The sequence below is a fragment of the Klebsiella terrigena genome (genome assembly GCF_006539725.1).
GTDB lineage: Bacteria > Pseudomonadota > Gammaproteobacteria > Enterobacterales > Enterobacteriaceae > Klebsiella > Klebsiella terrigena.
In genome coordinates this window covers 60,441-81,444 of sequence record NZ_BJNO01000011.1, presented here as the reverse complement: position 1 = coordinate 81,444, position 21,004 = coordinate 60,441, and the positions used below count along the sequence as shown (strand labels likewise).

At 59.8% G+C, this 21,004-nt stretch carries 21 protein-coding genes; 9 read left to right on the top strand and 12 right to left on the bottom strand.

The genetic code is table 11. From position 1 onward, the window contains the following. The first annotated feature begins 123 nt into the window (after nucleotides 1–123). A complete protein-coding gene (gene mpaA, locus RTE01_RS13895; protein ID WP_123551344.1) occupies nucleotides 124–837 on the top strand; it encodes a murein tripeptide amidase MpaA in 714 nt (237 codons plus the stop codon). Here mpaA and ycjG read toward each other — a convergent pair. Beyond that, a complete protein-coding gene (gene ycjG, locus RTE01_RS13890) occupies nucleotides 828–1,793 on the bottom strand; it encodes an L-Ala-D/L-Glu epimerase (protein WP_041145225.1) in 966 nt (321 codons plus the stop codon). The two genes, mpaA and ycjG, sit on opposite strands and share 10 nt — an antisense overlap. Nucleotides 1,794–1,896: 103 nt before the next feature. On the opposite strand from ycjG, the gene tpx reads away from it, so the two are divergent. Beyond that, nucleotides 1,897–2,403, top strand: a complete 507-nt coding sequence (tpx, locus tag RTE01_RS13885; RefSeq protein ID WP_041145224.1) for a thiol peroxidase — start codon at nucleotides 1,897–1,899, stop codon at nucleotides 2,401–2,403. Between the two features lie 56 nt (nucleotides 2,404–2,459). On the opposite strand, the gene RTE01_RS13880 is transcribed toward tpx, so the two are convergent. The 8 genes from RTE01_RS13880 to pspA all read right to left on the bottom strand — a co-directional run bounded on the left by RTE01_RS13880 (nucleotide 2,460) and on the right by pspA (nucleotide 9,522). Then, the gene (locus tag RTE01_RS13880) at nucleotides 2,460–3,530 is read right to left on the bottom strand and encodes an AbrB family transcriptional regulator (protein WP_170197854.1); all 1,071 of its coding nucleotides are present in this window, start codon (nucleotides 3,528–3,530) and stop codon (nucleotides 2,460–2,462) included. A 69-nt stretch (nucleotides 3,531–3,599) separates the two neighbouring features. Next, nucleotides 3,600–5,141, bottom strand: coding sequence for a transcriptional regulator TyrR (gene tyrR, locus RTE01_RS13875; RefSeq protein ID WP_115193003.1), 1,542 nt, complete (start codon nucleotides 5,139–5,141; stop codon nucleotides 3,600–3,602). A 189-nt stretch (nucleotides 5,142–5,330) separates the two neighbouring features. Further along, complete coding sequence (locus tag RTE01_RS13870) at nucleotides 5,331–6,392, bottom strand: YcjF family protein (RefSeq protein ID WP_076945408.1); 1,062 nt, start codon at nucleotides 6,390–6,392, stop codon at nucleotides 5,331–5,333. Next, nucleotides 6,389–7,786, bottom strand: coding sequence for a YcjX family GTP-binding protein (locus tag RTE01_RS13865; protein WP_041147595.1), 1,398 nt, complete (start codon nucleotides 7,784–7,786; stop codon nucleotides 6,389–6,391). Before RTE01_RS13865 ends, RTE01_RS13870 begins: the two co-directional genes overlap by 4 nt. A 121-nt stretch (nucleotides 7,787–7,907) precedes the next feature. Next, a complete protein-coding gene (gene pspD / locus RTE01_RS13860) occupies nucleotides 7,908–8,126 on the bottom strand; it encodes a phage shock protein PspD (protein ID WP_041145220.1) in 219 nt (72 codons plus the stop codon). An 18-nt stretch (nucleotides 8,127–8,144) separates the two neighbouring features. Continuing rightward, a complete protein-coding gene (pspC, locus tag RTE01_RS13855; protein WP_041145219.1) occupies nucleotides 8,145–8,504 on the bottom strand; it encodes an envelope stress response membrane protein PspC in 360 nt (119 codons plus the stop codon). Next, the gene (gene pspB, locus RTE01_RS13850; RefSeq protein ID WP_041145218.1) at nucleotides 8,504–8,728 is read right to left on the bottom strand and encodes an envelope stress response membrane protein PspB; all 225 of its coding nucleotides are present in this window, start codon (nucleotides 8,726–8,728) and stop codon (nucleotides 8,504–8,506) included. The genes pspC and pspB overlap by 1 nt, the downstream gene beginning before the upstream one ends. A 128-nt stretch (nucleotides 8,729–8,856) precedes the next feature. Then, a complete protein-coding gene (gene pspA / locus RTE01_RS13845; protein WP_041147594.1) occupies nucleotides 8,857–9,522 on the bottom strand; it encodes a phage shock protein PspA in 666 nt (221 codons plus the stop codon). A 152-nt stretch (nucleotides 9,523–9,674) separates the two neighbouring features. On the opposite strand from pspA, the gene pspF reads away from it, so the two are divergent. Then, nucleotides 9,675–10,664, top strand: coding sequence for a phage shock protein operon transcriptional activator (gene pspF / locus RTE01_RS13840; protein WP_166793725.1), 990 nt, complete (start codon nucleotides 9,675–9,677; stop codon nucleotides 10,662–10,664). Here the strand turns inward: pspF and RTE01_RS13835 are convergent. Together RTE01_RS13835 and RTE01_RS13830 are read right to left on the bottom strand one after the other, a co-directional pair. Beyond that, a complete protein-coding gene (locus RTE01_RS13835; RefSeq protein ID WP_041145217.1) occupies nucleotides 10,655–12,046 on the bottom strand; it encodes an MFS transporter in 1,392 nt (463 codons plus the stop codon). The two genes, pspF and RTE01_RS13835, sit on opposite strands and share 10 nt — an antisense overlap. A gap of 25 nt (nucleotides 12,047–12,071) precedes the next feature. Next, complete coding sequence (locus RTE01_RS13830) at nucleotides 12,072–13,241, bottom strand: M20 aminoacylase family protein (RefSeq protein ID WP_134525732.1); 1,170 nt, start codon at nucleotides 13,239–13,241, stop codon at nucleotides 12,072–12,074. A 173-nt stretch (nucleotides 13,242–13,414) separates the two neighbouring features. Between RTE01_RS13830 and RTE01_RS13825 the strand changes: the two genes are divergently transcribed. Continuing rightward, nucleotides 13,415–15,757, top strand: a complete 2,343-nt coding sequence (locus tag RTE01_RS13825; protein WP_134525730.1) for a helix-turn-helix domain-containing protein — start codon at nucleotides 13,415–13,417, stop codon at nucleotides 15,755–15,757. Here the strand turns inward: RTE01_RS13825 and RTE01_RS13820 are convergent. Continuing rightward, entirely contained in the window at nucleotides 15,723–16,565 is an 843-nt protein-coding gene (locus RTE01_RS13820; protein ID WP_134525728.1) for a helix-turn-helix transcriptional regulator, read from the bottom strand. The genes RTE01_RS13825 and RTE01_RS13820 overlap by 35 nt on opposite strands. Before the next feature lie 97 nt (nucleotides 16,566–16,662). Here RTE01_RS13820 and RTE01_RS13815 point away from each other — a divergent pair, with 97 nt between their 5' ends. From RTE01_RS13815 to RTE01_RS13795, 5 genes are all read left to right on the top strand, one after another. Further along, the gene (locus tag RTE01_RS13815) at nucleotides 16,663–17,568 is read left to right on the top strand and encodes an SDR family oxidoreductase (protein ID WP_134525726.1); all 906 of its coding nucleotides are present in this window, start codon (nucleotides 16,663–16,665) and stop codon (nucleotides 17,566–17,568) included. A 174-nt stretch (nucleotides 17,569–17,742) separates the two neighbouring features. Further along, nucleotides 17,743–18,030 (top strand): hypothetical protein, encoded by a 288-nt coding sequence (locus RTE01_RS13810; RefSeq protein WP_115193009.1) that lies wholly within the window; start codon nucleotides 17,743–17,745, stop codon nucleotides 18,028–18,030. A 151-nt stretch (nucleotides 18,031–18,181) separates the two neighbouring features. Beyond that, nucleotides 18,182–18,379: a hypothetical protein gene (locus RTE01_RS13805; RefSeq protein WP_041145211.1), complete on the top strand. Its 198-nt coding sequence runs from the start codon at nucleotides 18,182–18,184 to the stop codon at nucleotides 18,377–18,379. 153 nt (nucleotides 18,380–18,532) lie between these two features. Continuing rightward, nucleotides 18,533–18,847, top strand: a complete 315-nt coding sequence (locus tag RTE01_RS13800) for a PTS sugar transporter subunit IIB (protein WP_041145210.1) — start codon at nucleotides 18,533–18,535, stop codon at nucleotides 18,845–18,847. Nucleotides 18,848–19,154: 307 nt separating this feature from the next. Beyond that, the gene (locus tag RTE01_RS13795) at nucleotides 19,155–20,723 is read left to right on the top strand and encodes an EAL domain-containing protein (RefSeq protein ID WP_134525724.1); all 1,569 of its coding nucleotides are present in this window, start codon (nucleotides 19,155–19,157) and stop codon (nucleotides 20,721–20,723) included. Nucleotides 20,724–21,004: the final 281 nt, after the last annotated feature.

Here is a 21,004-nt window from a genome sequence, read left to right as displayed (position 1 = left end):
AATTGCAAACGGCTTGTGATAGAAAATTGACGCGTATTCTGATTTCATCGTCCAGGGAAACTATTTGATTCCGGGACGGTTTTACACAACACTGCTGAAAATAACCTGCTAACAGGATGCCCTATGCCCGTTTCTCGTCCTCGTACCCAGCGCGGCGCCTTTCCGCCCGGCACCCAGCGCTACGGCCAGTCACATCTTGGCGCACCGCTGCTGTGGTTCCCCGCGCCGCTGGCCGATAGCCGCAGCGGCCTGATCCTTGCCGGCACTCACGGCGATGAAAACTCGTCGGTGGTCACCCTCTCCTGCGCGCTTCGAACTCTGAAGCCCGAACTGCGTCGTCATCACGTCGTGCTGGCGGTCAACCCCGACGGCTGTCAGCTCGGGCTGCGCGCCAACGCGCGCGGCATCGATCTCAATCGCAATTTTCCCGCGGCAAACTGGAAAGAAGGGGAAACGGTCTATCGCTGGAACAGCGCGGCCGAGCAGCGCGACGTCGTGCTGCTGACCGGGGAAAAGCCCGGCTCGGAGCCGGAAACCCAGGCCCTGTGCCAGCTGATCCACCAGATCCACCCGGCGTGGGTGGTCTCGTTCCACGATCCGCTGGCCTGTATTGAGGATCCTGGCCATAGCGAGCTCGGCCGGTGGCTGGCCGACGCGTTCGCCCTGCCGCTGGTCGGCAGCGTCGGGTACGAAACGCCCGGCTCTTTCGGCAGCTGGTGCGCCGATATCGGCCTGCCGTGCATTACCGCAGAATTCCCGCCGATATCCGCCGACGAGGCCACGGAAACGTACCTGCCGGCGATGATCGACCTGCTACACTGGCACTCTCAAAGATGAAGAACGCCGGTGCTGAAATGCAGCGCCGGCTCCACGTCAACCGCCAGCCAGGTCGGGCCATCGAGATCGGCGAAACGCGCCAGCGGCGCCAGCGGCAGCGCCGCTGAAATCGCCCGCGAGGTGCAGAGCATACAGCCGAGCATGCGCTCAAAGCCCTGCTGCTCCGCCTCCTGTGCGAGAAACAGCGCTTCGGTCAGGCCTCCGGTTTTATCAAGCTTGATGTTCACCATCTCATAGCGCCCGCGCAGCCGCGGCAGGCTGTCGCGGGTGTGGCAGCTCTCGTCGGCGCAGACGGGCAGAGGATGAATAAAATTCTCCAGCGCCTCATCGGCGTCCGCCGGCAGCGGCTGCTCAAGCATCGCCACCCCGATATCGGCCAGCAGCTGGCAGCGCGCCGCCAGGCCATCGCTGTGCCAGGATTCATTGGCGTCAACAATCAGCGTGGCCTCCGGCACCGCGCTGCGAATGGCGATCAGCCGTTCGCTGATAAGGCGATCGTCAAGCTTGACCTTCAGCAGGCGCGCGCCCTTTTCCCACAGCGCCGCGGCGCTAGCCGCCATCTGCTCCGGGGTGCCGATCACCACCGTCTGCGCCGTCACCACCCGGTTCGGCAACGCAACCCCCAGCAGCTGCGGAATGCTTTTGCCCACGCTACGCGCCTGCAGATCCCACAATGCGCAGTCGACGGCGTTACGCGCCGCCCCCGCCGGCAGCAGATGCTGAAGCTGTTCGCGGGTCGCGCCGCTTTCCAGCTGCTCGCCAATCGTCAGAATTTGCGCCATAACCGAGGCAATGCTCTCCCCATAGCGAGGGTACGGCGTGCACTCGCCGACGCCCTTCACGCCATTCTCCTCCACCTCTACCACCACTACCTTCGCCTCGCTGCGGCTGCCGCGGGCAATCACAAACGGGGTATGTAGCGGCCAGGCTTCTTCGTACACTCGCAGGTTTCGCATTCCCAGGTTCCTCCAGGGGAAACGTTAAATAGGATTTGCCGTGCTGATAACGGATGTCATACACTACCCGTGACGTTAACTATATGTAAACAGGAAGATAAACATGTCACAAACCGTGCATTTCCAGGGCAACCCCGTTGCCGTTCAGGGCACCATTCCGCAGGCAGGCGCAGCCGCGCAGCCGTTTACGCTGGTCGCCAAAGATCTCTCCGACGTCGCGCTGAGCCAGTTCGCCGGCAAACGTAAAGTACTGAATATTTTCCCAAGCATCGATACCGGCGTGTGCGCGGCATCGGTACGTAAATTTAACCAACTGGCATCCGAGCTGAACAACACCGTTGTGCTGTGCATCTCCGCCGATCTGCCGTTCGCTCAGTCCCGCTTCTGCGGCGCTGAAGGCCTGAACAACGTCGTCACCCTGTCCACCCTGCGCGCGCCGCAGTTCCTGGCTGATTACGGCGTTGCCATTGCTGCTGGCCCGCTGGCCGGCCTGGCCGCTCGCGCAGTGGTCGTTGTTGATGAAAATGACCAGGTTGTTTACAGCCAGCTGGTGAATGAAATCACCGAAGAGCCGGACTACGATGCGGCCCTGGCTGCGCTGAAAGCGTAATCAGCCTCTGCCCCGGACCGCGCTTCACGCCCGGCCCGCATGTCCTAAGCCCTCGTTTATCGGGGGCTTTTTTCTTTTCGCGGCGCATAGCGGGAGATAAACCGCGCAATCGCCGGGCCGGTCAATAAGATGGTGAACAGGCGCAAGGTCTGCATCGCCATGATAAACGACATGTCGGCTCGCGTTCCCGCCGCAATAATCGCCACCGTATCCAGGCCCCCGGGGCTGGTCGCCAGATAGGCGGTCATAAAATCGAGCGGCAGCACCTGCGTCAGGCCAAACGCCATCAGCGAGCAGAGTAAAATCAGGCCGATGATGGAGGCGAGAATCTGCGGCAGAGTCTTTAGCGCCAGCAGAAAAATCTCCCGATTAAATTTTAGACCAACGCTCCAGCCAATGGCGGCATAAGCCAGCGCCAGCAGCCATTCCGGCAGCTCCAGCATCAGCCAGCCCTCTCCCTGCACCAGCGCCCCGGCCAGCATCGGCAGCAGCATCACGCCGGAAGGAAAGCGCATGCGCAGGCCCAGCCAGCCTGCGGCGGCGGTCAGCAGCAGCGTCAACGGCAGCTGCCCGCTGATGGCGGGAAACCAGACGATCTGCTGGTTCATCTCCTGCGCCTCGCCGCCAGAGGCAAAACGCACCACCAGCGCCGCCGCGCCGGCAACGAACAGCACCCGCAGATACTGCATTAAGGCCACCAGCCGCACGTCGGCGCCGTAATCCTGCGCCATGACCACCATCGCCGAAGCGCCACCCGGCGAGCTGCCCCACGCGCCGGTTGCCCCGGGTAGCGAGCTGTAGCGCACCAGCAGCCACCCGGCCAGCGCGCTGAAGGCCAGCGTAGCGAACAGAATAAACAGCACCAGCGGCCAGTGGCCGAGCAGCACGCCAAAAATTGAGGGCGTGAGGGTTTGGGCGATCATGCAGCCAATAATGGCCTGAGCGGCGATAAAAAAGGGTCGAGGTACGCTGATTGTCGTGCCGCGCAGGCTGAAGGTTATGCCGGCGATCATCGGCCCTAGCAGCAGCGCCGCGGGCAGATGTAGCCAGAACAGCACAAACGACAGCGCGGCGGAGAGGGTCAGGAGTTTCAGCCACGACAGCAGCGGGCCAGGCGACATTACCATCTGAATTCCTGGAAAATAAGTTTGCAGCACGTTGGCCGACGGTCAATCCCGCCGGCCAACGAGGCTACGCTATTCTTCACTCTTCTTCTGGCTGAGACCATACTCGCGCAGCTTATTGGCAATCGCGGTATGGGAAACCCCCAGACGCTTCGCCAGCTTACGGGTGCTCGGGAAGCTGCGGTAAAGCTGGGTCAGAACGGAACGCTCAAAGCGACGAGTAATATCGTCCAGCGAACCTTCCATCGCCTCTTCGCCTACCGGCAGCGAAGCGACGTCGCTATCCGGCAGCAGGATATCCTGGGGCCGCATTTCGTAGCCATCAAGCTGCGTCAGCGCACGATAAACCGCGTTCTTCAGCTGGCGAACGTTGCCAGGCCAGCTATAGCGGGTCAGCACCGTACTGAGATCGGCGGAAAGCTTCGGCCGCGGGATCCCCTGCTCGTCGGCAAACCGGGCGACGAACAGCTCGGTCAGCGGAATGATATCCTGCGGGCAGTCGCGCAGCGGCGGTAAATGCAGGGTCAGGACGTTGAGGCGGTAGTAAAGATCTTCGCGGAACAGACCCTTCTGTACCATCTCCACGAGGTTTTTCTGGGTGGCGCAAATCACCCGCACGTCAACGTGAACCTCGTGATCTTCCCCCACCCGGCGGAAGGTGCCGTCGTTAAGGAAGCGCAGCAGCTTCGTTTGCATCCGCGGCGACATTTCGCCGATCTCATCCAGCAGCACCGAGCCGCCGTTAGCCTGCTCAAAGAAGCCTTTTTTACCCTGAATAGCATCGCCAAACAGCTCGCTTTCCACCGCGTCTTCCGGGATAGAACCGCAGTTCAGCGCCAGATAGGGCTTGCTCGCCCGCGGGCTGGCGAGGTGGCAGGCGTGCGCCAGAAGATCTTTCCCGGTACCGGTATCGCCGACGATCAGCAGCGGCGCGCTGAGCATCGCCAGCTTGCGGGCCTGCTCAACTACGTGGCGCATTTTCGGGCCGACGGCGAGAATTTGGCTGAACGCGCTGGTATCCTGGGTCGTCATGGTCTGCAGCTGACGCCCCATACGCACGGTGGAACGCAGCATTGCCACCGCTCCGGTGAGCACGCGTTCGCCGTGCTCGCCTTCAAGGTAGACCGGCGTAATCTCCAGAACAAAGTTCTGTCCGCCAATCACCACATGCTCGCTGTGCGACTCCAGCGGGCTGCTTTCCAGCCAGCGCTGGATGTTAAAATCGGTAATCAGCTGGGCTACCGGGTGATTGCGCAGCCGCTCCTGGCTTTGCGCAAACAGCTGGCAGCTGGCCGGGTTCGCCAGCTCGACTTTCCCTTTGGTGTCCAGCGAGAGCACCGGTTCCGGCATCGCCACCAGCAGCGCCGACAGCGCAAGATGCTCACGCTCAGACGGCATCCACGGCACGGTGCGCACGTCGGTCACGCCGGCGATACGGCGGATTTCCGCCATCAGGCTGCTAAAATTAGCGAACTCCAGCTCGGCAAAATTGAGGTAGATCCGGCCAATAGGGTCGATGTCGATACCGCGGAGGTCGATCCCTCGCAGCACCAGCAAATCGAGCAATTCACGGGTCAGACCAAGACGGTCCTCACAAAAGACTTCAAGACGCATAGGAGTTTTCACCCTAAAAAGGCCAATGACGGATGAATAATAGGACAGTTATTTGCTGGCGTGAAGATAGCTGTCAACAAATATTGACAGTATGGCGGAAAAATGGCCGCTGTGGCGTAAAGGCGAGCGAAGAAAAGCGAGAATGCGCCGCTGGCCGCCGGGGAGCGACGGCCAGATCGGCTAAGAAGGTTATTCCGGGCGAGCTTTGCTTTTTTGCAACGTCTCTTTCAGCTGGCCGATCAGCTCCCGGCGGAAATCCCCCAGCCGTGGCTTATCGTCAGCGATCCACGGCAGCGGGCGGCACAGCTCCATCGCTTTGATCCCCAGCCGCGCGGTAAGCAGCCCGGCGCCGATGCCCTGCGCCGCACGGGCCGATAGCCTGGCCGCCAGATCCTGCGACATCCAGTCCATTCCGACCTCCCGCACCAGCTCGCTGGCGCCGGCGAAGGCGATATTCAGCAGCACCAGACGGAACAGGCGCAGTCGGCTGTAGTAGCCCAGCTCGATGCCGTACAGGGTGGCAATCCGGTTAATCAGGCGTAAATTACGCCAGGCGATAAACGCCATATCCACCAGCGCCAGCGGGCTGACGGCGATCATCAGCGTCGATTCCGCCGCCGAGCGGCTGATTTCGCGCCGCGCCTGGGCATCCAGCACCGGCTGAACCAGCTGTGCATACAGGCTTACGACTTCACGATCGCTTTGCGTTTCGTGGATCGCGGCATACCAGCGCTGGAGAGCCGGGTGCGCCTGATCGAGCCCGGCCTGCTGCGCAAGCTTTTCGCAAAACGCCCGCCCTTTTCCGACCGCATGGCTGTGCATCAGATCGCGGGCCTCGTCGCGCTCGTGGGCGCGCTGGCGCAGCCGCCACAGGCGCCGCCATTCGGTGGCAACGGAACCGACGCCCGCGCCAACGATCAGCGCCCCGGCCGCGCAGCCGCCGAGCGCAATCCAGTCCTGCGTCTGCCATGCGGTCATCGTCCACTGCACGCCCTGCGCCACCACGCTGACGCCAAATATCGCCAGCCCGGCGCTGACCATCCGCCGCCACAGGCTGCGCTTCGGCCGCAGAACCGACTCTACCACCGCTTCCGCCGTGCCCTCTTCGTCCTCTGTCAGCAGGTCAACCCGCGCCGGGGCGAACTTTTCTGCGTCAGCGCCGGCAAACGCGCGGGCAGACTTTAGCGCCTCGGCAGGCTCCGCCTGCAGCGGTCCGTTGAAATCAACGCGTGGTTTTAACGGTTCGCTCATCGCAATTTATCTCCAATCAAAAACTCAAGCGCCGCGTCCAGGCGAATATGCGGCAGCGGCTTATCGACATCCATCACCCGCGGGCGGAAATTCTCAAACTGAAAGCCCTGCTGCTGCCAGAACGCCTGGCCCGGCAGGCGCGACGGCACTTCGCCGGGATAGATGGTCAGCGGCTGGCCATCGCTGAGCCGATCGCCGCGCAGCGCGGGAATGTTCTCGCCGTTGACCGCAATCAGCCCGCCCTGGGTGGCCTGAATCGACGCCAGCCCCAGGCAGTCCATGCTAATCCCTTCGAAGGCTGCATTTTGCCACGCATCCTGAATCAGCTGCTGCAGCAGCGACACCATGTTGGCATGCTGATCGACGGTCACGTGATCGGCCTTGGTCGCCGCAAACAGCAGCTTATCAATCACCGGGGAGAACAGGCGGCGGAACAGCGTCCGCTGGCCGTAGTGAAAGCTTTGCATCAGCTGGGTCAGCGCGAGGCGCATATCGTTGAAGGCCTGCGGCCCGCTGTTCAGCGGCTGCAGGCAGTCCACCAGCACAATCTGGCGGTCAAAGCGCAGAAAATGGTCTTTGTAGAAGCCCTTAACCACCTTCTCGCAGTAATATCTGAAGCGCTCGCGCAGCATCCCGGCGTTGGTATGCTTGTCCGCCTGGGCCAGCCGGGCTTCGCCGACGGCGTCCACGTCCGGCCAGGGGAAGAACTGCAGCGCCGGCGCGCCGGCCATATCTCCGGGCAGCACGAAGCGGCCCGGCTGAATAAAGTGCAGCCCTTCGCGCTTGCAGGCGTGCAGATAGTCGGTCCAGGCGGCGGCAATTTCCGCCAGCCGGTTTTCATCGGCCGGCGCCAGCGGATCCAACCCTTCGCACAGCTGGCGCCAGCGCGCCGACCACTCCGCGCGCTGGCCCTGCAGCAGCCCGGTCATTTGCCGCGACCAGCCGAGGTAGTCCTGCGCCAGCATGGGTAAATCCAGCAGCCATTCGCCGGGATAATCGACGATTTCCAGATACAGGGTGGAGGTGTCCTTGAAGTGGCGCAGCAGCGATTCGCCGGAGCGGTAGCGCAGCGCCAGGCGGATCTCGCTGACGCCGCGGGTCGGCGTCGGCCACATCGGGGGTGAGCCGTAGAGCTGAGCCAGCCCTTCATCATAGGTAAATCGCGGAATGCCGAAGTCGCGCTGCGGGACGCGCTTGACGCCCAGCAGGCGCTCTTCCCTGACCGCGCTGAGCAGCGGCAGGCGCGCGCCGGAGTGGATGTTCAGCAGCTGGTTGACCAGCGCGGTGATAAATGCGGTCTTGCCGCTGCGGCTAAGGCCGGTTACGGCCAGACGCAGGTGCCGGTCAACGCCACGGTTGACCAGCGCATTGAATTCAGTTTTAAGTCGCTTCATTGCCATCCCATGCTATCCGTAATATTTCAGGCTAGTGCTTTGAAGAAAGTGCTTTAATCATAAGCCATTAGGTGGGGATAAGCCGAGAAGTTATAAAGTGCGGCACTGCGATCCCCGCCCGCTACTTCATGTTGCGAGTTAAGCGATTTGCCAGGCGGCTGAGCAGCGGCTCGAGAGCAACCGCCAGCAGCATTTTCACCGGCCGACGCGCAACCGACTTGATTGCCCAGCCGGCAACGCCCGCCGGGCCATAGCGCAACGCGGTCAGCAGCACCAGCCGGCCGGCGATTTTCAGCCCGGGTTTCATTTTTTGTCCTGCCTGCTGCCATTTGATGTTCATAGGTGACCTCAGTTTAAGCTACAGCTGACGAAAGCGGCTGCGCAGGGTAAAGGTGTCGGAGGTGACGTAGCGCTCCATTTCCCGCAGGCGCCGTTCGCTGGCCGCCAGCTCGCGATCCGCCTCGGCGAGCAGCTCGCCGCTGGCCGGCACTTTCTCGCCGTTCAGCTCGCTTTCCGGTATCGGATCGAGGGCAAACGTCAGGATAATATATGCCACCAGCACAAAGAAAAAGAGACCAAAAATCATCGCCAGGACGGTTATCAAACGCACCAGCTTAACCGGCACATCAAGGTAGTGCGCGATCCCGGCGCAAACGCCCTTCACCATACCGCGCTGGGGAATTCGCCACAGTTTTTTACTCAAATCGAGTCCGGCCATTATTTGTCTCTCCAGTTTGGATGCTCGGCATCAAGAATGTCTTCCAGCGTCTGAATCCGTTCGCGCATGCGCTTCGCGTCATCGGTCAGCTGCAGCAGGCGCTGCTGTTCATTCTGTGACAGACTGCCGCTGGCAGAACGATTGTTGTAGTGCAGCCAGAGCCACACCGGCAAAACGAACAGCACAAATAACGTCAGGGGTATGGCAATAAAAAGCGTACTCATGTGTACTCCTTACAGTGAGTGAGCGGCGGCGCGTCACGGCGCCGCGACGCTTGATCCTTCAGGCTGGCGGCATCGCCTGCCCCGGTCTTTCGACCGGCAGCGCGGCCTGAAGGATTTTGCGAATGTCATCAGTTATTTTGATTCATTTTGCTTTTCAACGCCGCCAGCTGTTCGCTGATTTCGTCGTCGGCCTTCAGGTCAGCAAACTGCTGGTCCAGCGATTTTTGCTTGCCGAAGCCGTGGCTTTCCGCTTCCGCTTCCATCTGATCGATGCGGCGTTCGAAGGATTCAAAACGCGCCATCGCTTCATCAATTTTACCGCTGTCCAGCTGACGACGCACGTCGCGGGACGAGCTGGCCGCCTGGTGACGCAGGGTCAGAGCCTGCTGACGAGCGCGCGTTTCGCTGAGCTTGTTCTCCAGCTCGCCGATCTCTTTTTTCATCCGCGCCAGGGTTTCATCAACCAGCTGCGCCTCATTTTCCAGGCTGCCGATAAGGTCGGTGAGCTTCTGTTTTTCCATCAGCGCGGCGCGGGCGAGATCGTCTTTATCTTTGCGCAACGCCAGCTCGGCTTTTTCCTGCCATTCGGCCTGCTGCGCGAGCGCCTGCTCAATGCGGCGACTCAGCTGTTTCTTTTCAGCCAGCGCGCGTGCCGAAGTCGAGCGGACTTCAACCAGCGTATCCTCCATCTCCTGGATCATCAGGCGAACCAGCTTCTGCGGGTCCTCCGCTTTCTCCAGCAGAGAGTTAATGTTGGCGTTCACGATGTCGGCAAAACGAGAAAAAATACCCATAATTTCAATCCTCATAGTTCTGTTATCAGGCAACGGCCTGTGCAGAGACTAATACAAATAGCGTGCCAATTTTTTATCTTATTGATTTTAAAAGGCATGGTTGTTATATGCGCAGCGGGTTGCTAAAGTAACCTGGTGAATCACACGACTAAATGGCGAATTTCATCATGGCGGAATACAAGGACAACCTGCTCGGCGAAGCCAACAGCTTTCTTGAGGTGCTGGAGCAGGTCTCACGGCTGGCGCCGCTGGATAAGCCGGTGCTGGTGATTGGCGAACGCGGGACGGGTAAAGAGCTGATCGCTAACCGTCTGCACTTTCTCTCATCCCGCTGGCAGGGGCCGTTTATCTCCCTCAACTGCGCCGCGCTGAATGAGAACCTGCTGGATTCCGAGCTATTTGGCCACGAAGCCGGCGCCTTTACCGGCGCCAGCAAGCGCCATCCGGGACGCTTTGAACGCGCCGATGGCGGGACCCTCTTTCTTGATGAGCTGGCAACCGCCCCGATGCTGGTACAGGAAAAGCTGCTGCGGGTAATTGAGTACGGGGAGCTGGAGCGCGTGGGCGGCAGCCAGCCGCTGCAGGTCAACGTGCGGCTGGTGTGCGCCACCAACGCCGATCTGCCGCAGATGGTGGAGAGCGGCCATTTCCGCGCCGATCTCCTCGACCGCCTGGCCTTCGACGTGGTGCAGCTGCCGCCGCTGCGCCAAAGGCAGAGCGACATTATGCTGCTGGCAAACCAGTTCGCCATTCAGATGTGCCGCGAGCTGGGGCTGCCGCTGTTCCCCGGCTTTAGCGAGCGGGCGACCGCAACGCTGCTGGGCTACCGCTGGCCAGGCAATATCCGCGAGCTGAAAAACGTGGTGGAGCGCTCGGTGTATCGCCACGGCACCAGCGACAGCGAGCTGGATAACATTATTATCAATCCCTTTCAGCCGCAGCAGCCTCTGCCAGCCGTCGTCGAGCAAACCCCGGACGGCCCCGCGCTGCCGCTGGATCTGCGCGCTTTTCAGCAGGAGCAGGAAAAAAGCCTGCTGCAGTCCAGCCTGCTGCAGGCAAAGTACAATCAGAAGCAGGCGGCGGATCTGCTAGGACTCACCTACCACCAGCTGCGGGCGCTGCTCAAAAAGCATCAGCTCTGAACCGTTCTCGGCAGCATCAGCGCGCTGACCGCCGTCGACCCCAGGCACAGCGCCGCGTTGAACCACAGCGCGTACTGCGCGGCGCTGGCCATGCCGAGGGGCAGAAACAGCGCGAAAAGTGACGCCGTCACGGCTATCCCCATCGCGCCGCCCAGCGAGCTGCCCATTTTGTAAATACCGGAGGCCACCCCGACTTTGTTCTCCGGCGCATTAACCACCGCGGTGTCCGTCGACGGCGTCGCGTAGCAGCCAAGCCCGAGGCCAAACAGCACGTTGCTAAAAAAGACGGTCACGATATAGAGCGATTTATCGAGAAAGGTGCAGGAGATAAGCAGGATCCCAACGGCGGTGAAAATAGGGCCGGTCATCATCGGCAGCCGCGCGCCGTAGCGCTGCAGCAGCTTCTCCCCGACGCGAATCATGACCAGCACGGTGACCAGATAGCCCAGCGTCATCATTCCGGTCTCCAGCGGGGTCATGTTGTGGCCCTTCTGTAGCCAGATGCTGGTAATCATCATGGTGCCGATAGCGCCGTTGAGCATAAAGTTCGACAGCACCGCCGCCCCGTAGGCGCGATTGCGAAACAGCGCAAAATCGATCAGCGCCGCGTCGCCCTTGCGCCGTCCGCTGAGGATAAAATAGCCGCCCGAGAGCAGCGAACCGGCCAGCAGCGCCAGCGACAGCCCGCTGCTCCAGCCCCAGCTATGCCCTTTGCTGATAAACAAATTCAGCAGCACCAGCGAGACAATCAGCGTTAACAGGCCGCTGACATCCAGCTTCTGCCGCTCCGCGCTTTGGCTGCGGCTTTCCGGCGTACCGCGGAGCAGCAGCAGAGCCGCCAGCGCCACGACGATGGAAAAGACGAAAATCCAGCGCCAGCCAAGACCGGTGGCAATCGCGCCGCCGACGAATGAACACAGGCCGCTGCCGCCCCAGGATCCAATCACCCAGAAGCTCACCGCCCGCTGGCGCGCCTTGCCTTCGTACCAGGTTTTGATCAGCGCCAGGGTCGCCGGCATGATGCAGGCCGCCGATAGCCCCTGCAGCACGCGGCCCGTCAGAAACAGCCCCGGGCCCTGGGCCACCACCAGCAGCGCGCTGCCGACAATACTCAGCCCCAGGCCCAGATGGGTCATGCGCATGCGGCCAAACTTATCCGCCAGCCCGCCGCTGGCTACTACGAAACAGCCGCTGAACAGGGCGCTGAGGCTGACCGCGAGGGTCAGGGTTTCGAGGGAAATGTCGAGACTGCTTTTCATCGCCGGCACGACGTTAATCACCGACTGGGCAAACAGCCAGAACGTCAGCACGCTGAGTACGATACCCGCCAGCAGGCGATCGGTACCGACGAACGACGTGGCGCTCAAAGATACGGAACTCATAATTGGGATCTCCCGTCGCAGGTGGTTAACGCAGATAGTCTTCCGTCAGGCCGCACCACAGCGCCGCGCCCTTGAGGAGGATCTCGTCGTTGAAGTCGTAGCCGGGGTTATGCACCATGCAGCGTTCCGCTTCATCCCCGGCGCCGATGGTGAAGTAGCAGCCGTGCGGATTGTGCTCGAGCATAAAGGCAAAATCCTCGCTGCCCATAAACGGCTTCACCTCCCCGACCAGCCCGGCGCCGAACAGCGACGTCGCCACCGCGCGCACTCTGTCGTTGGCGGCAGGATCGTTTCTGAGCACCGGACTGCCGTTGACGTGGGTCAGCGTGGCGGTGGCATTGAAGCTTTCCGCCTGCGCGACGGCAATATCGTGGATCCGCTGCAGCACGGTTTCACGCACCTCTTCATTCAGCGTGCGTACCGTCAGCTTCATCAGCACTTTGTCGTTGATAATATTCGGCGCATGCCCGGCCTGAATGCTGCCGACGGTCACCACCGCCGGCTCAAACGGCGTGATGTTGCGCGACACGATGGACTGCAGCGCCAGCGTGATGTGGCAGGCCACCAGCGTCGCGTCGACGGTATGCTCCGGCACCGCGCCGTGGCCGCCAACGCCTTTTACCTCGATATGCAGCGTGTCAGAAGAGGCCATCATCGCGCCGTCGCGCAGGCCGATTTTCCCCAGCATTTGCCCCGGCATGTTGTGCAGGCCAAAAATGGTGTCGCAGGGAAACTTATCGAACAGCCCGTCCTCAACCATTACCCGACCACCGTACAGCAGCTCCTCCGCCGGCTGGAAAATCAGGTGCAGCGTGCCGTTGAACCGACGGGTGCGCGCCAGATACTCGGCGGCGTAGAGTAAGGTGGTGGTGTGCCCGTCATGGCCGCAGCCATGAAAGCGGCCGTCGACCTGGCTGGCCCACGCTTTCCCGCTGGCCTCCTGCATCGGCAGCGCGTCCATATCCGCCCGCAGGCCAAGGCGACGCTCGCCGCTGCCGACTTTTAGCGTCCCGACCACGCCGGTCCCGGCCAGGCCGCGGTGCACCTCATAGCCCCACTGGCCAAGCAGCCGGGCGACCTCATCGCTGGTTTTATGCTCTTCAAAACCAATTTCCGGCTGCTGGTGAAAGCGACGGCGGAGGGCAATAAACTGCGCTTCATTAACCTGTAGTGCTTCAATAAGGGGATGTGTCATTTTTATTATTCCTGTTGTGGTGTTTGCGCGACACTTTCGAGTTTATGCTGCCGGACCGGCTTTAATACGCCGTTTTTTGTTTTATATTGACGGGATATTGAGAAGTGTTTTTCATATAAATCGGTTATGACAAAAAATAACACGCTGTTTTTTGTCTTTACCAGGAGGCGACGGTGGAACATCATTCAGGCGACTTTAGCGTCGCGGTTCGCGATATTCGTCAGCTCAGCCAGCCGGAGAGCGACGCGCTAACGCTGCTATGGACGCTGCAGGGCAGCGTCAGCCTGCATGACGGTGAGGGGCATCAGCTGCTGGATGTCGATCGGCTGAAAATAGTGAACCGCAACCGCCCCTGGCGTCTGAGCAGCCGCGAGCCCAACGCGGTGATGGTTCTGACGCTCTCCGGCAGCTGGCTGACGCGCCTCGACGGTGATTTTTTTACCTTCGACTACCAAACTTCCCTCGACACCCGCGACGCCGACGATAGCCTGCGCCGCCTGATGCGCCAGCTGCTGGTGATTGAGCTGGTGAACCACCAGCCCCGCTATCGCCTCGAGGCCAACCGCTGGCTGAGCGAAATCGTCCTGCTGCTGGCCACCCGTTTTACGCAGCCGATCGCCGCCGGCACGAGGCGCGGGACGGAGAACTGGAGCCGGCGGATTGCCCGGGTCGTCGCGCGCATAGAGGCCAGCTACCGGCAACGGCTATCGCTGCACGAGGTCGCCGCCGCCGAGTTTGTCTCCGAAGCCTGGCTGTCGCGTCTGTTTCACAAAGAGGTCGGCATGAGCTTTGTGCAGTACATCACCACGCTGCGCCTGAACAAAGCCGCCGAGCAGCTTATCGGCACCCGTAAAACGGTGCAGCAGGTCGCTCAGGAGCACGGTTTTGCCAGCACCCGCATGATGAGCGATCTCTTTAAACGCCAGCACGGCCTGACGCCGCGACAGTATCGCCAGCAGCGCCCGCAGCCGACGGCGGATGCAGCCCGCCCGCGCGCCGGAGCCGGCGACGACTGGCAGCCGGTGGCCGTCGAGCGGCTCTACGCCCGGCTAAACGAGCCGGAGATAAAAGGCTGGGACAGCCCGCCGCTGCTGCTCAATCCCCAGCAGACGCGCCAGATTGATCTCCGCCAGTTTCCCGAACGCACGGCGCCGCTGCGCCATACCCGGATGGTCGTCACCGTTCGCGAGCTCGACGATTTACTGCGCGAAGACGTGCGCCGCGAGCTCGAGCAGCTGCACGGCAGCCTGCCGATTTACGCCATCGATATTAACGACCCTTTTCTCAGCAGCCGGCTGTTCGGCACCGGCTGGGACGACCCGCAGATGGCGGGCTACGCCTGCTGGTATAATCTGCAGCGAATTTTCAGCTGGCTGGCAAAAATGGGCTGGGGAGTGATTTTGCATACCGGACTGACCACCCGCTGCGACCTGCTCCAGCGCTTCTTACGCCTCGCCGCTAACCATTTCTCCCCCGCCACGCTCGCCAGCTGGCGCTTTGTCTGGCACTGGTCGCCCCAGGCCAGCGAAGAGGCGCGCCTGCACGCCTGGCGTCAGCAGCGTGAAACGCTGCAGGCTTTACTGCCGCAGCCGCAGCTGGGCGTCTGGCACCGCTTTAGCGAAGAGGCGATGAGCGACGATCCTTTTCTTGCTTCGCCGATCCTCGCCGAAGCCGATTTTCTCGCCTGCCAGGCCGACGCCAACGAGCTGCTGGATCTGGCGCAGCTGGATAGCAGCAGGCTGGCCTCCAGCGAGAGCTATCCGGTGCACAAGCTGCGGCAGATCCAGGCTGCCCTGCGCCAGCACCAGCTCGCGCTTCCCCTGTGGCTGCTGTCGTGGAATACGCTAACCGGTAACACCCGCGACACCAACGGCCGCTTCTTTCGCGGCGCGCTGCTGATGGATAATCTGCTGGGGCTGGCCGATCGGGTATGGCTGGCGGGATTCTGGCTCAATTCAGGCCTGCAGGGAGAGGCGCGCGCCAACGGCAGGCTGGATACCTCCAGCCTCGCCCTGCACTACCTTCACGGTCTGCCGCGTCCGGTGTACTGGGTTCTGTGGCTGTGGCGGCGCCTGCGCGGCGAAGTGCTGATGGCGGATAAAAACCTGCTGCTGCTGCGCCACAACGGGCACTATCAGCTGCTGCTGCGCAATACGGTCGTGTTCAACCCCTGGCTCTCCAGCGAAGAGACCTTTACCCAGCGCTTCAGCCAGCCCTACAGCATTCAGCTGCTTGGCCTGACCGGGCGCTGGCGGATTAAACAACATCTTTTCGACCAGCATCACGGGGCGCTGTTTCCGCTGTTTGAAGCGTTTCGCAGCCGCAGCGGGCCGGATGACGAAGACTACGGCTGGCTGATGCACCAGGCGCGCCCGGCGCTGAGCGTCGCCGAGGAGAGCCCGCAGTCTGGCTGGCATCGCGTTGATTCTCTGCAAAGCAACGCGCTGGTGCTGTATGAATTCTCGCCGCTGAATGAAGAGCCTATCGGGTTTCCACCTGCGGCTTCTGTTCCCTGATCCGGGCGGCGATTTTAATCCGACTCTCTTCGCTGGCCGGATTGAACACCATCATGTTCAGATCCGCGCGCCCCTCGACGCTAAAGGTCGAGAATTCCAGCTCAATCATCCCTATCTGCGGGTGGTGCATGCGCTTAAACCCTTCCCCGTGCCCGGCGACATCGTTACTCCGCCAGTAGGCGTCAAACTCCGGGCTTTGGCGGGAAAGTTCGGCAATCAGCCGATCGGTGTCTGGGGAAGCGCCCACCCGCGCGACGTCGGCGCGAAAGGCGCTGACGATAAGCCGGGCAACGGCATGCCACTCCTCCAGCGCGCCGCGGGCCTGGGGGTTGGTAAACAGCCGGCGCAGAATGTTACGCTCGGCCAGCGGCAGCTGCCCGTAGTCGGTCAGAATGCAGGCCGCAGCGTGGTTCCACGCAATAACGTCCCAGGTCGCCGTTTTGATAATCGCCGGCACCTGAAGGACATCAAGCACGCGCTGCAGGCGCGGAGTGATATCGTCGCTGACGATGAGTCGGGACTCCGGCAAATGCCCGAACGCCAGGATAAACAGATGGTCGCGCTCCGGCGTCGTCAGCCTTAGCCCGCCGGCAATGCGGCTAAGCACCTCCCGGGAGGGCGCGCCTCCGCGCCCCTGCTCCAGCCAGGTGTACCAGGTCGGGCTGATACTGGCGAGCTGGGCGACCTCTTCCCGCCGCAGCCCGGGCGTGCGCCGTCGGCCGGCCTGAAAGCCAAACGCGGTCGGATCGAGGCGTAACCGTCGCGCCCGCAAAAATTCACCAAGTGCATGGGTTGAGGAGTCGGTCATCGTTAGCCTGTTAGTTTTTATACCCTGATAATGTCTCTACTTTTATAGTATCGCGTTAAGACTACCATAGCCTGGATACTCATTCTGGAGGTAGATCATGCGCATTTTTCTCACCGGCGCGACCGGTTTTATCGGCTCGCGTATTCTCACGGAACTGCAGGCCGCCGGACATCAGGTCATCGGCCTCGCGCGCTCTGACGCCAGCGCCGCTGCCCTGACGGCCGCCGGCGCTGAAGTGCAGCCCGGCACGCTGGACAGTCCCGAAACGCTGCTGGCGGCGGTTAGCGCTGCCGATGCGGTGATCCACACCGCCTTCGATCATGATTTCAGCCGCTTTGTCGCCAATTGCGAAAAAGACCATCGGGTCATTCTCGCCATCGGTAACGCGCTGGCGGGCCGGCGTTGCCCCCTGATTATCACTTCAGGCACCGCCATGGGCGACGCCGACGACGGAGAGCCGGCGAGCGAGTTAAACTTCAATCCCGCCCACCCAAACCCGCGCGTGGCCTCAGAACTTGCCGGCAACCAGCTGCTGGACGCCGGCGTGGACGTGCGGGTGGTGCGCCTGCCTCAGGTTCATGACACCGTCCGCCAGGGGCTGCTGACGTACTATATTCAGCAGGCCGCCGAAAAAGGGGTCGCGGCGATCGTCGGCGAGGGCAATAACTGCTGGTCGGCCGGGCATATCAACGATGTGGCCCGGCTGTATCTGCGGGTGCTGGAACGAGGTGAGAAAGGTCGGCGCTATCATGCCGTTGACGAGGAAGCGGTGCCCTCAAGGCTGGTTGCTAACGTGGTGGCAGAAAAGCTCGGCATTCCGCTTAAATCGTTAAGCACCGAACAATCTGTGGCGCATTTCGGCTGGTTTGCCGCCTTTGCCAATATGGATTTACGCGCCACATCCGCCCTGACCCGCCAGCAGCTCGACTGGCAGCCGCAGGGCCCAACGCTGCTCGACGATTTGAGTAATATGGATTACCGAGGCGTGACAACGTCACGATAAGCGCGGGCGAGCTGCCGTCGCCTTCCCGCTTTACCGCGCTCCGAGGCCTCTCCCGGCCGCCGGAGCGCGCACTCCCGCAGACCTGCCCGGTGCGGTTAAAGATTTGTAACTGGTAAGATGTGCGAATGTGAATTATCATCTGCGCTATCATCTTTCAATGGACTGAAAACGCACATGATTCCGGTTAACATTCATACTCTTAGTCGCTATGCGGCGCATGTCAGCTTAACCCATACGATGAAAAGCCATCGCTCGCCGGCGCTCTCCGTGATGATGATATTTTCCGATCTGTGTATTCGCTCAACCCGCGACGCCTATCTCCAGCAGGGCTGGGAAATTACCGAGAAAAGAAGCGGACTGGTGCTGCGCACTTTTGTCGCCGTTCATCACGACGGCGCCGAGTTAGAAATCACCCCTAAAGACTATATCGGACGCTATAATCGGCTGTTGCCACTGGACTAACCCCACTCTTTTTACCCCCTTCTGACCTCGCGCCTGCCGGCAAAAATCGCCTAAAAAAAAGACAAATAAAAAAGTCGATTGTCGTATGTTTGTAAGCTTAAGGGTGTATAACAGGGCTCGGACGCCACCAAAGCTAAGACGAGGTGCAGTTGTGGGAATCATTAAAGCCAGCAGTTTAGAACAAGCAGAAGCGCTCCTGAAGTCCGGTGAACCCATTAAGATCGAGCTTGATTTTGAGCTCGACTCTGATGCGTTTTTTAACTTTGCTATGGAATATTGCACAAACGGAACCAAACTCACCCGTAACGACGATCGTTTCGTGGTTTCACGTAAGAAAGTCGCTTCCTGAATGAGCCACCCTGCGCCATTTTTAGCCTCCGTGCGGCGCAGCCTGCGGGATCCACAAAAGAGAACAAGCGTTAGCCAAAAAATTGATGGCTAACGCATTTTCACCGCTAACAGCGTAATAAGGTAAACACGGGACTTCATAGAGGGTTAAACCGTGAAAAAGTTACTGATATGTTGCTTGTTTGGTGAAACCGCCGGTATTTTAGCGAAAAGAATGCAAAAAATAGCCGATGCGCAGGATCTGGATCTGTTAATTAGCGCCGTGGGTATTGAGAACTACCCGAGCGTGGCCCCCGCGTATGACTGCGTGCTGGTCGCGCCTCACATTCAATATAAAATAAATGAATTCACTCACGCGCTGAACCATCATCAGGAGATTGCCGTTATCGAGAGCTTACCTTATGCATCTTTCGATGGTGAAAAGGTGCTGAAGTTTGCCATCGCCCATATGCCGCAATCACTATTCTAATATCGCCGTAGCCTTATATACGCGACGCCGTGCGGATTGACAGTGGATATGCGATCCGCACCGATTGAGCATCACACCACGCTTTGTGCCTTCGGCATAACCTCGCGCCTTCCCTGCTCGCCAGCCTTATCTGGGGCAGGAGCTCGGTGGTCACCGGCTCTTCATACAACCCGACAGCGCAGCACCGCGGCCACCCGCCGTTCGCCCCTGATAAAAAGGGAGGTGCCTTTCACCGCCATTGGCAATTATACTCATAGCGCCTGCCGCATATTTCAGGGAACCTGGCACAACATCGCACGGTGGAAAAATGAGCATAAAAGAAAAAAAGATCGCCATTATGTGCATTGTCTCTTGTTTATTTATTGGCTATCTCTGCGCAAAAATGGCGCTTTATACTTTTGATAAAAATAAAACCGAACAATATTCTAAAACCCTATTAACCAGAACCATTTTAGTCATAAAACAAATCGATGAGATTTATGCGGATGCGGTTCGAATATCGCCAAGCCAGCCCTGCTCAGCTGATTATCTCAGCAGCATCCGGGCGCTTTTATGGTCTAAATCGCTGCTGAAAGATATTGCCTATATCGATGGAAAAAGCATGCGCTGTTCGGCGCTGTGGGGAACCTTCTCGCCGCCAGAAAATATTACCCACACGCCTGCCGATATTATCTATCGCGGCGGAACGTGGTATCTCGATAAAGCGATAAATCAGGAATTCAAAGCCAGCATTTATGCCAAAGGCAACCTCGCCATCACCGTTTCTCCGTTCCTCTTCAATCGCTTCACCTCTGACCCGGAAAACAAAAGCGTCAGCGCCATCGTGGGTAACTACGATCACAGCCAGCATATCTTTTTTATCGGCAACGAGACCGCTGCGGTGTATCACACCGAGCACGGCGGCGAGCGTTATAAAAAATACGCCTTAACCAGAGCCTGCAGCAGGGAGTACGACCTTTGCGTGGTCTCCGGCATGTCTCCACAGGGTATTAAAGATATTCCGTGGGCAATAAAGGCCGCCGCGCTCATGCTCTCGACGCTGATTGGCGTCCTGCTCTCGATCAGCATCAACCTCTACATTCGCAAAAAAAGCTCGATTCTCACCCGACTCCAGTACGCGCTGCGTAACGATCGGTTCAGCATCGTCTATCAGCCGATCGTCTCGCTGGATCGCGGAGAAACGGTGGGCGTTGAAGCGCTAATACGCTGGAAAGATAATGAGCTGGGCATTATTCCCCCGGACGTCTTTATTCCCCTGGCGGAGAAGCGCGGGGTGATTAACCAAATCAGCCACTACGTTGTCAAAAAATCAATTAATGAGCTGCATGACGTTATAAATAACCACAAAATATACCTGAGTATTAACGTCAATTCCTCCGACCTGTTCTCTAAAGCCTTTAAAGACCATCTCGATACCGTCAGCAACAAGTTTAATATTCCGCCGCGGCTGATCGCCCTCGAGTTAACCGAGAGGCAGACGGCAAACCTTGCCAGCCTCGGTGAGAAAATAGCCCGCTTCCGCGCGGCAGGCTATCAGATTGCGCTTGACGACTTTGGTACCGGTTATTCCAACCTCGACTGGTTATCAAAACTGGCGGTGGATAAAATAAAAGTCGACCGCACCATTACGGAGTCAATTGGTACGGACTCAATTAATTCCGCCCTGCTCAATAACATCATCACGCTGCTGAGCAATATGCACAGTCAGGTTATCTTTGAGGGCGTAGAGAAAGCGCATCAGAAGCGTTTTCTTGAACAGCGAATACCGCAGGCCAACGTTCAGGGATGGTATTACGCCAAACCCATGAGCGCCGGCGAGCTGAAGAAATATCTCTTAGCCGCCAGCAGTCCGGCAGCCAGCGATCCGCCGCCATAACATCCCGCCGGCGGCCGGTGATCAAAGCCCTAAGTCGTTGCTAACTGGAGAAGTTAGCCAGAAAAAGATACCATGTCTCACCAGACAAGGCTGCGCCCGGCGCACCCAAACTCAAGCGCCTTATATTTTGCGGCATTTGCCGCTGGCGCAACCAGAGCGGATGACCCGCCGTGCCGTACATGAAAATTTAAAAGAATCTGAATGTGTCCAAAAATACGCCAGCCCTCTGCCTTTTGACCCGTAGCTGGCCTGCAACAGAGCGAAAGATGAATCCGAACGCC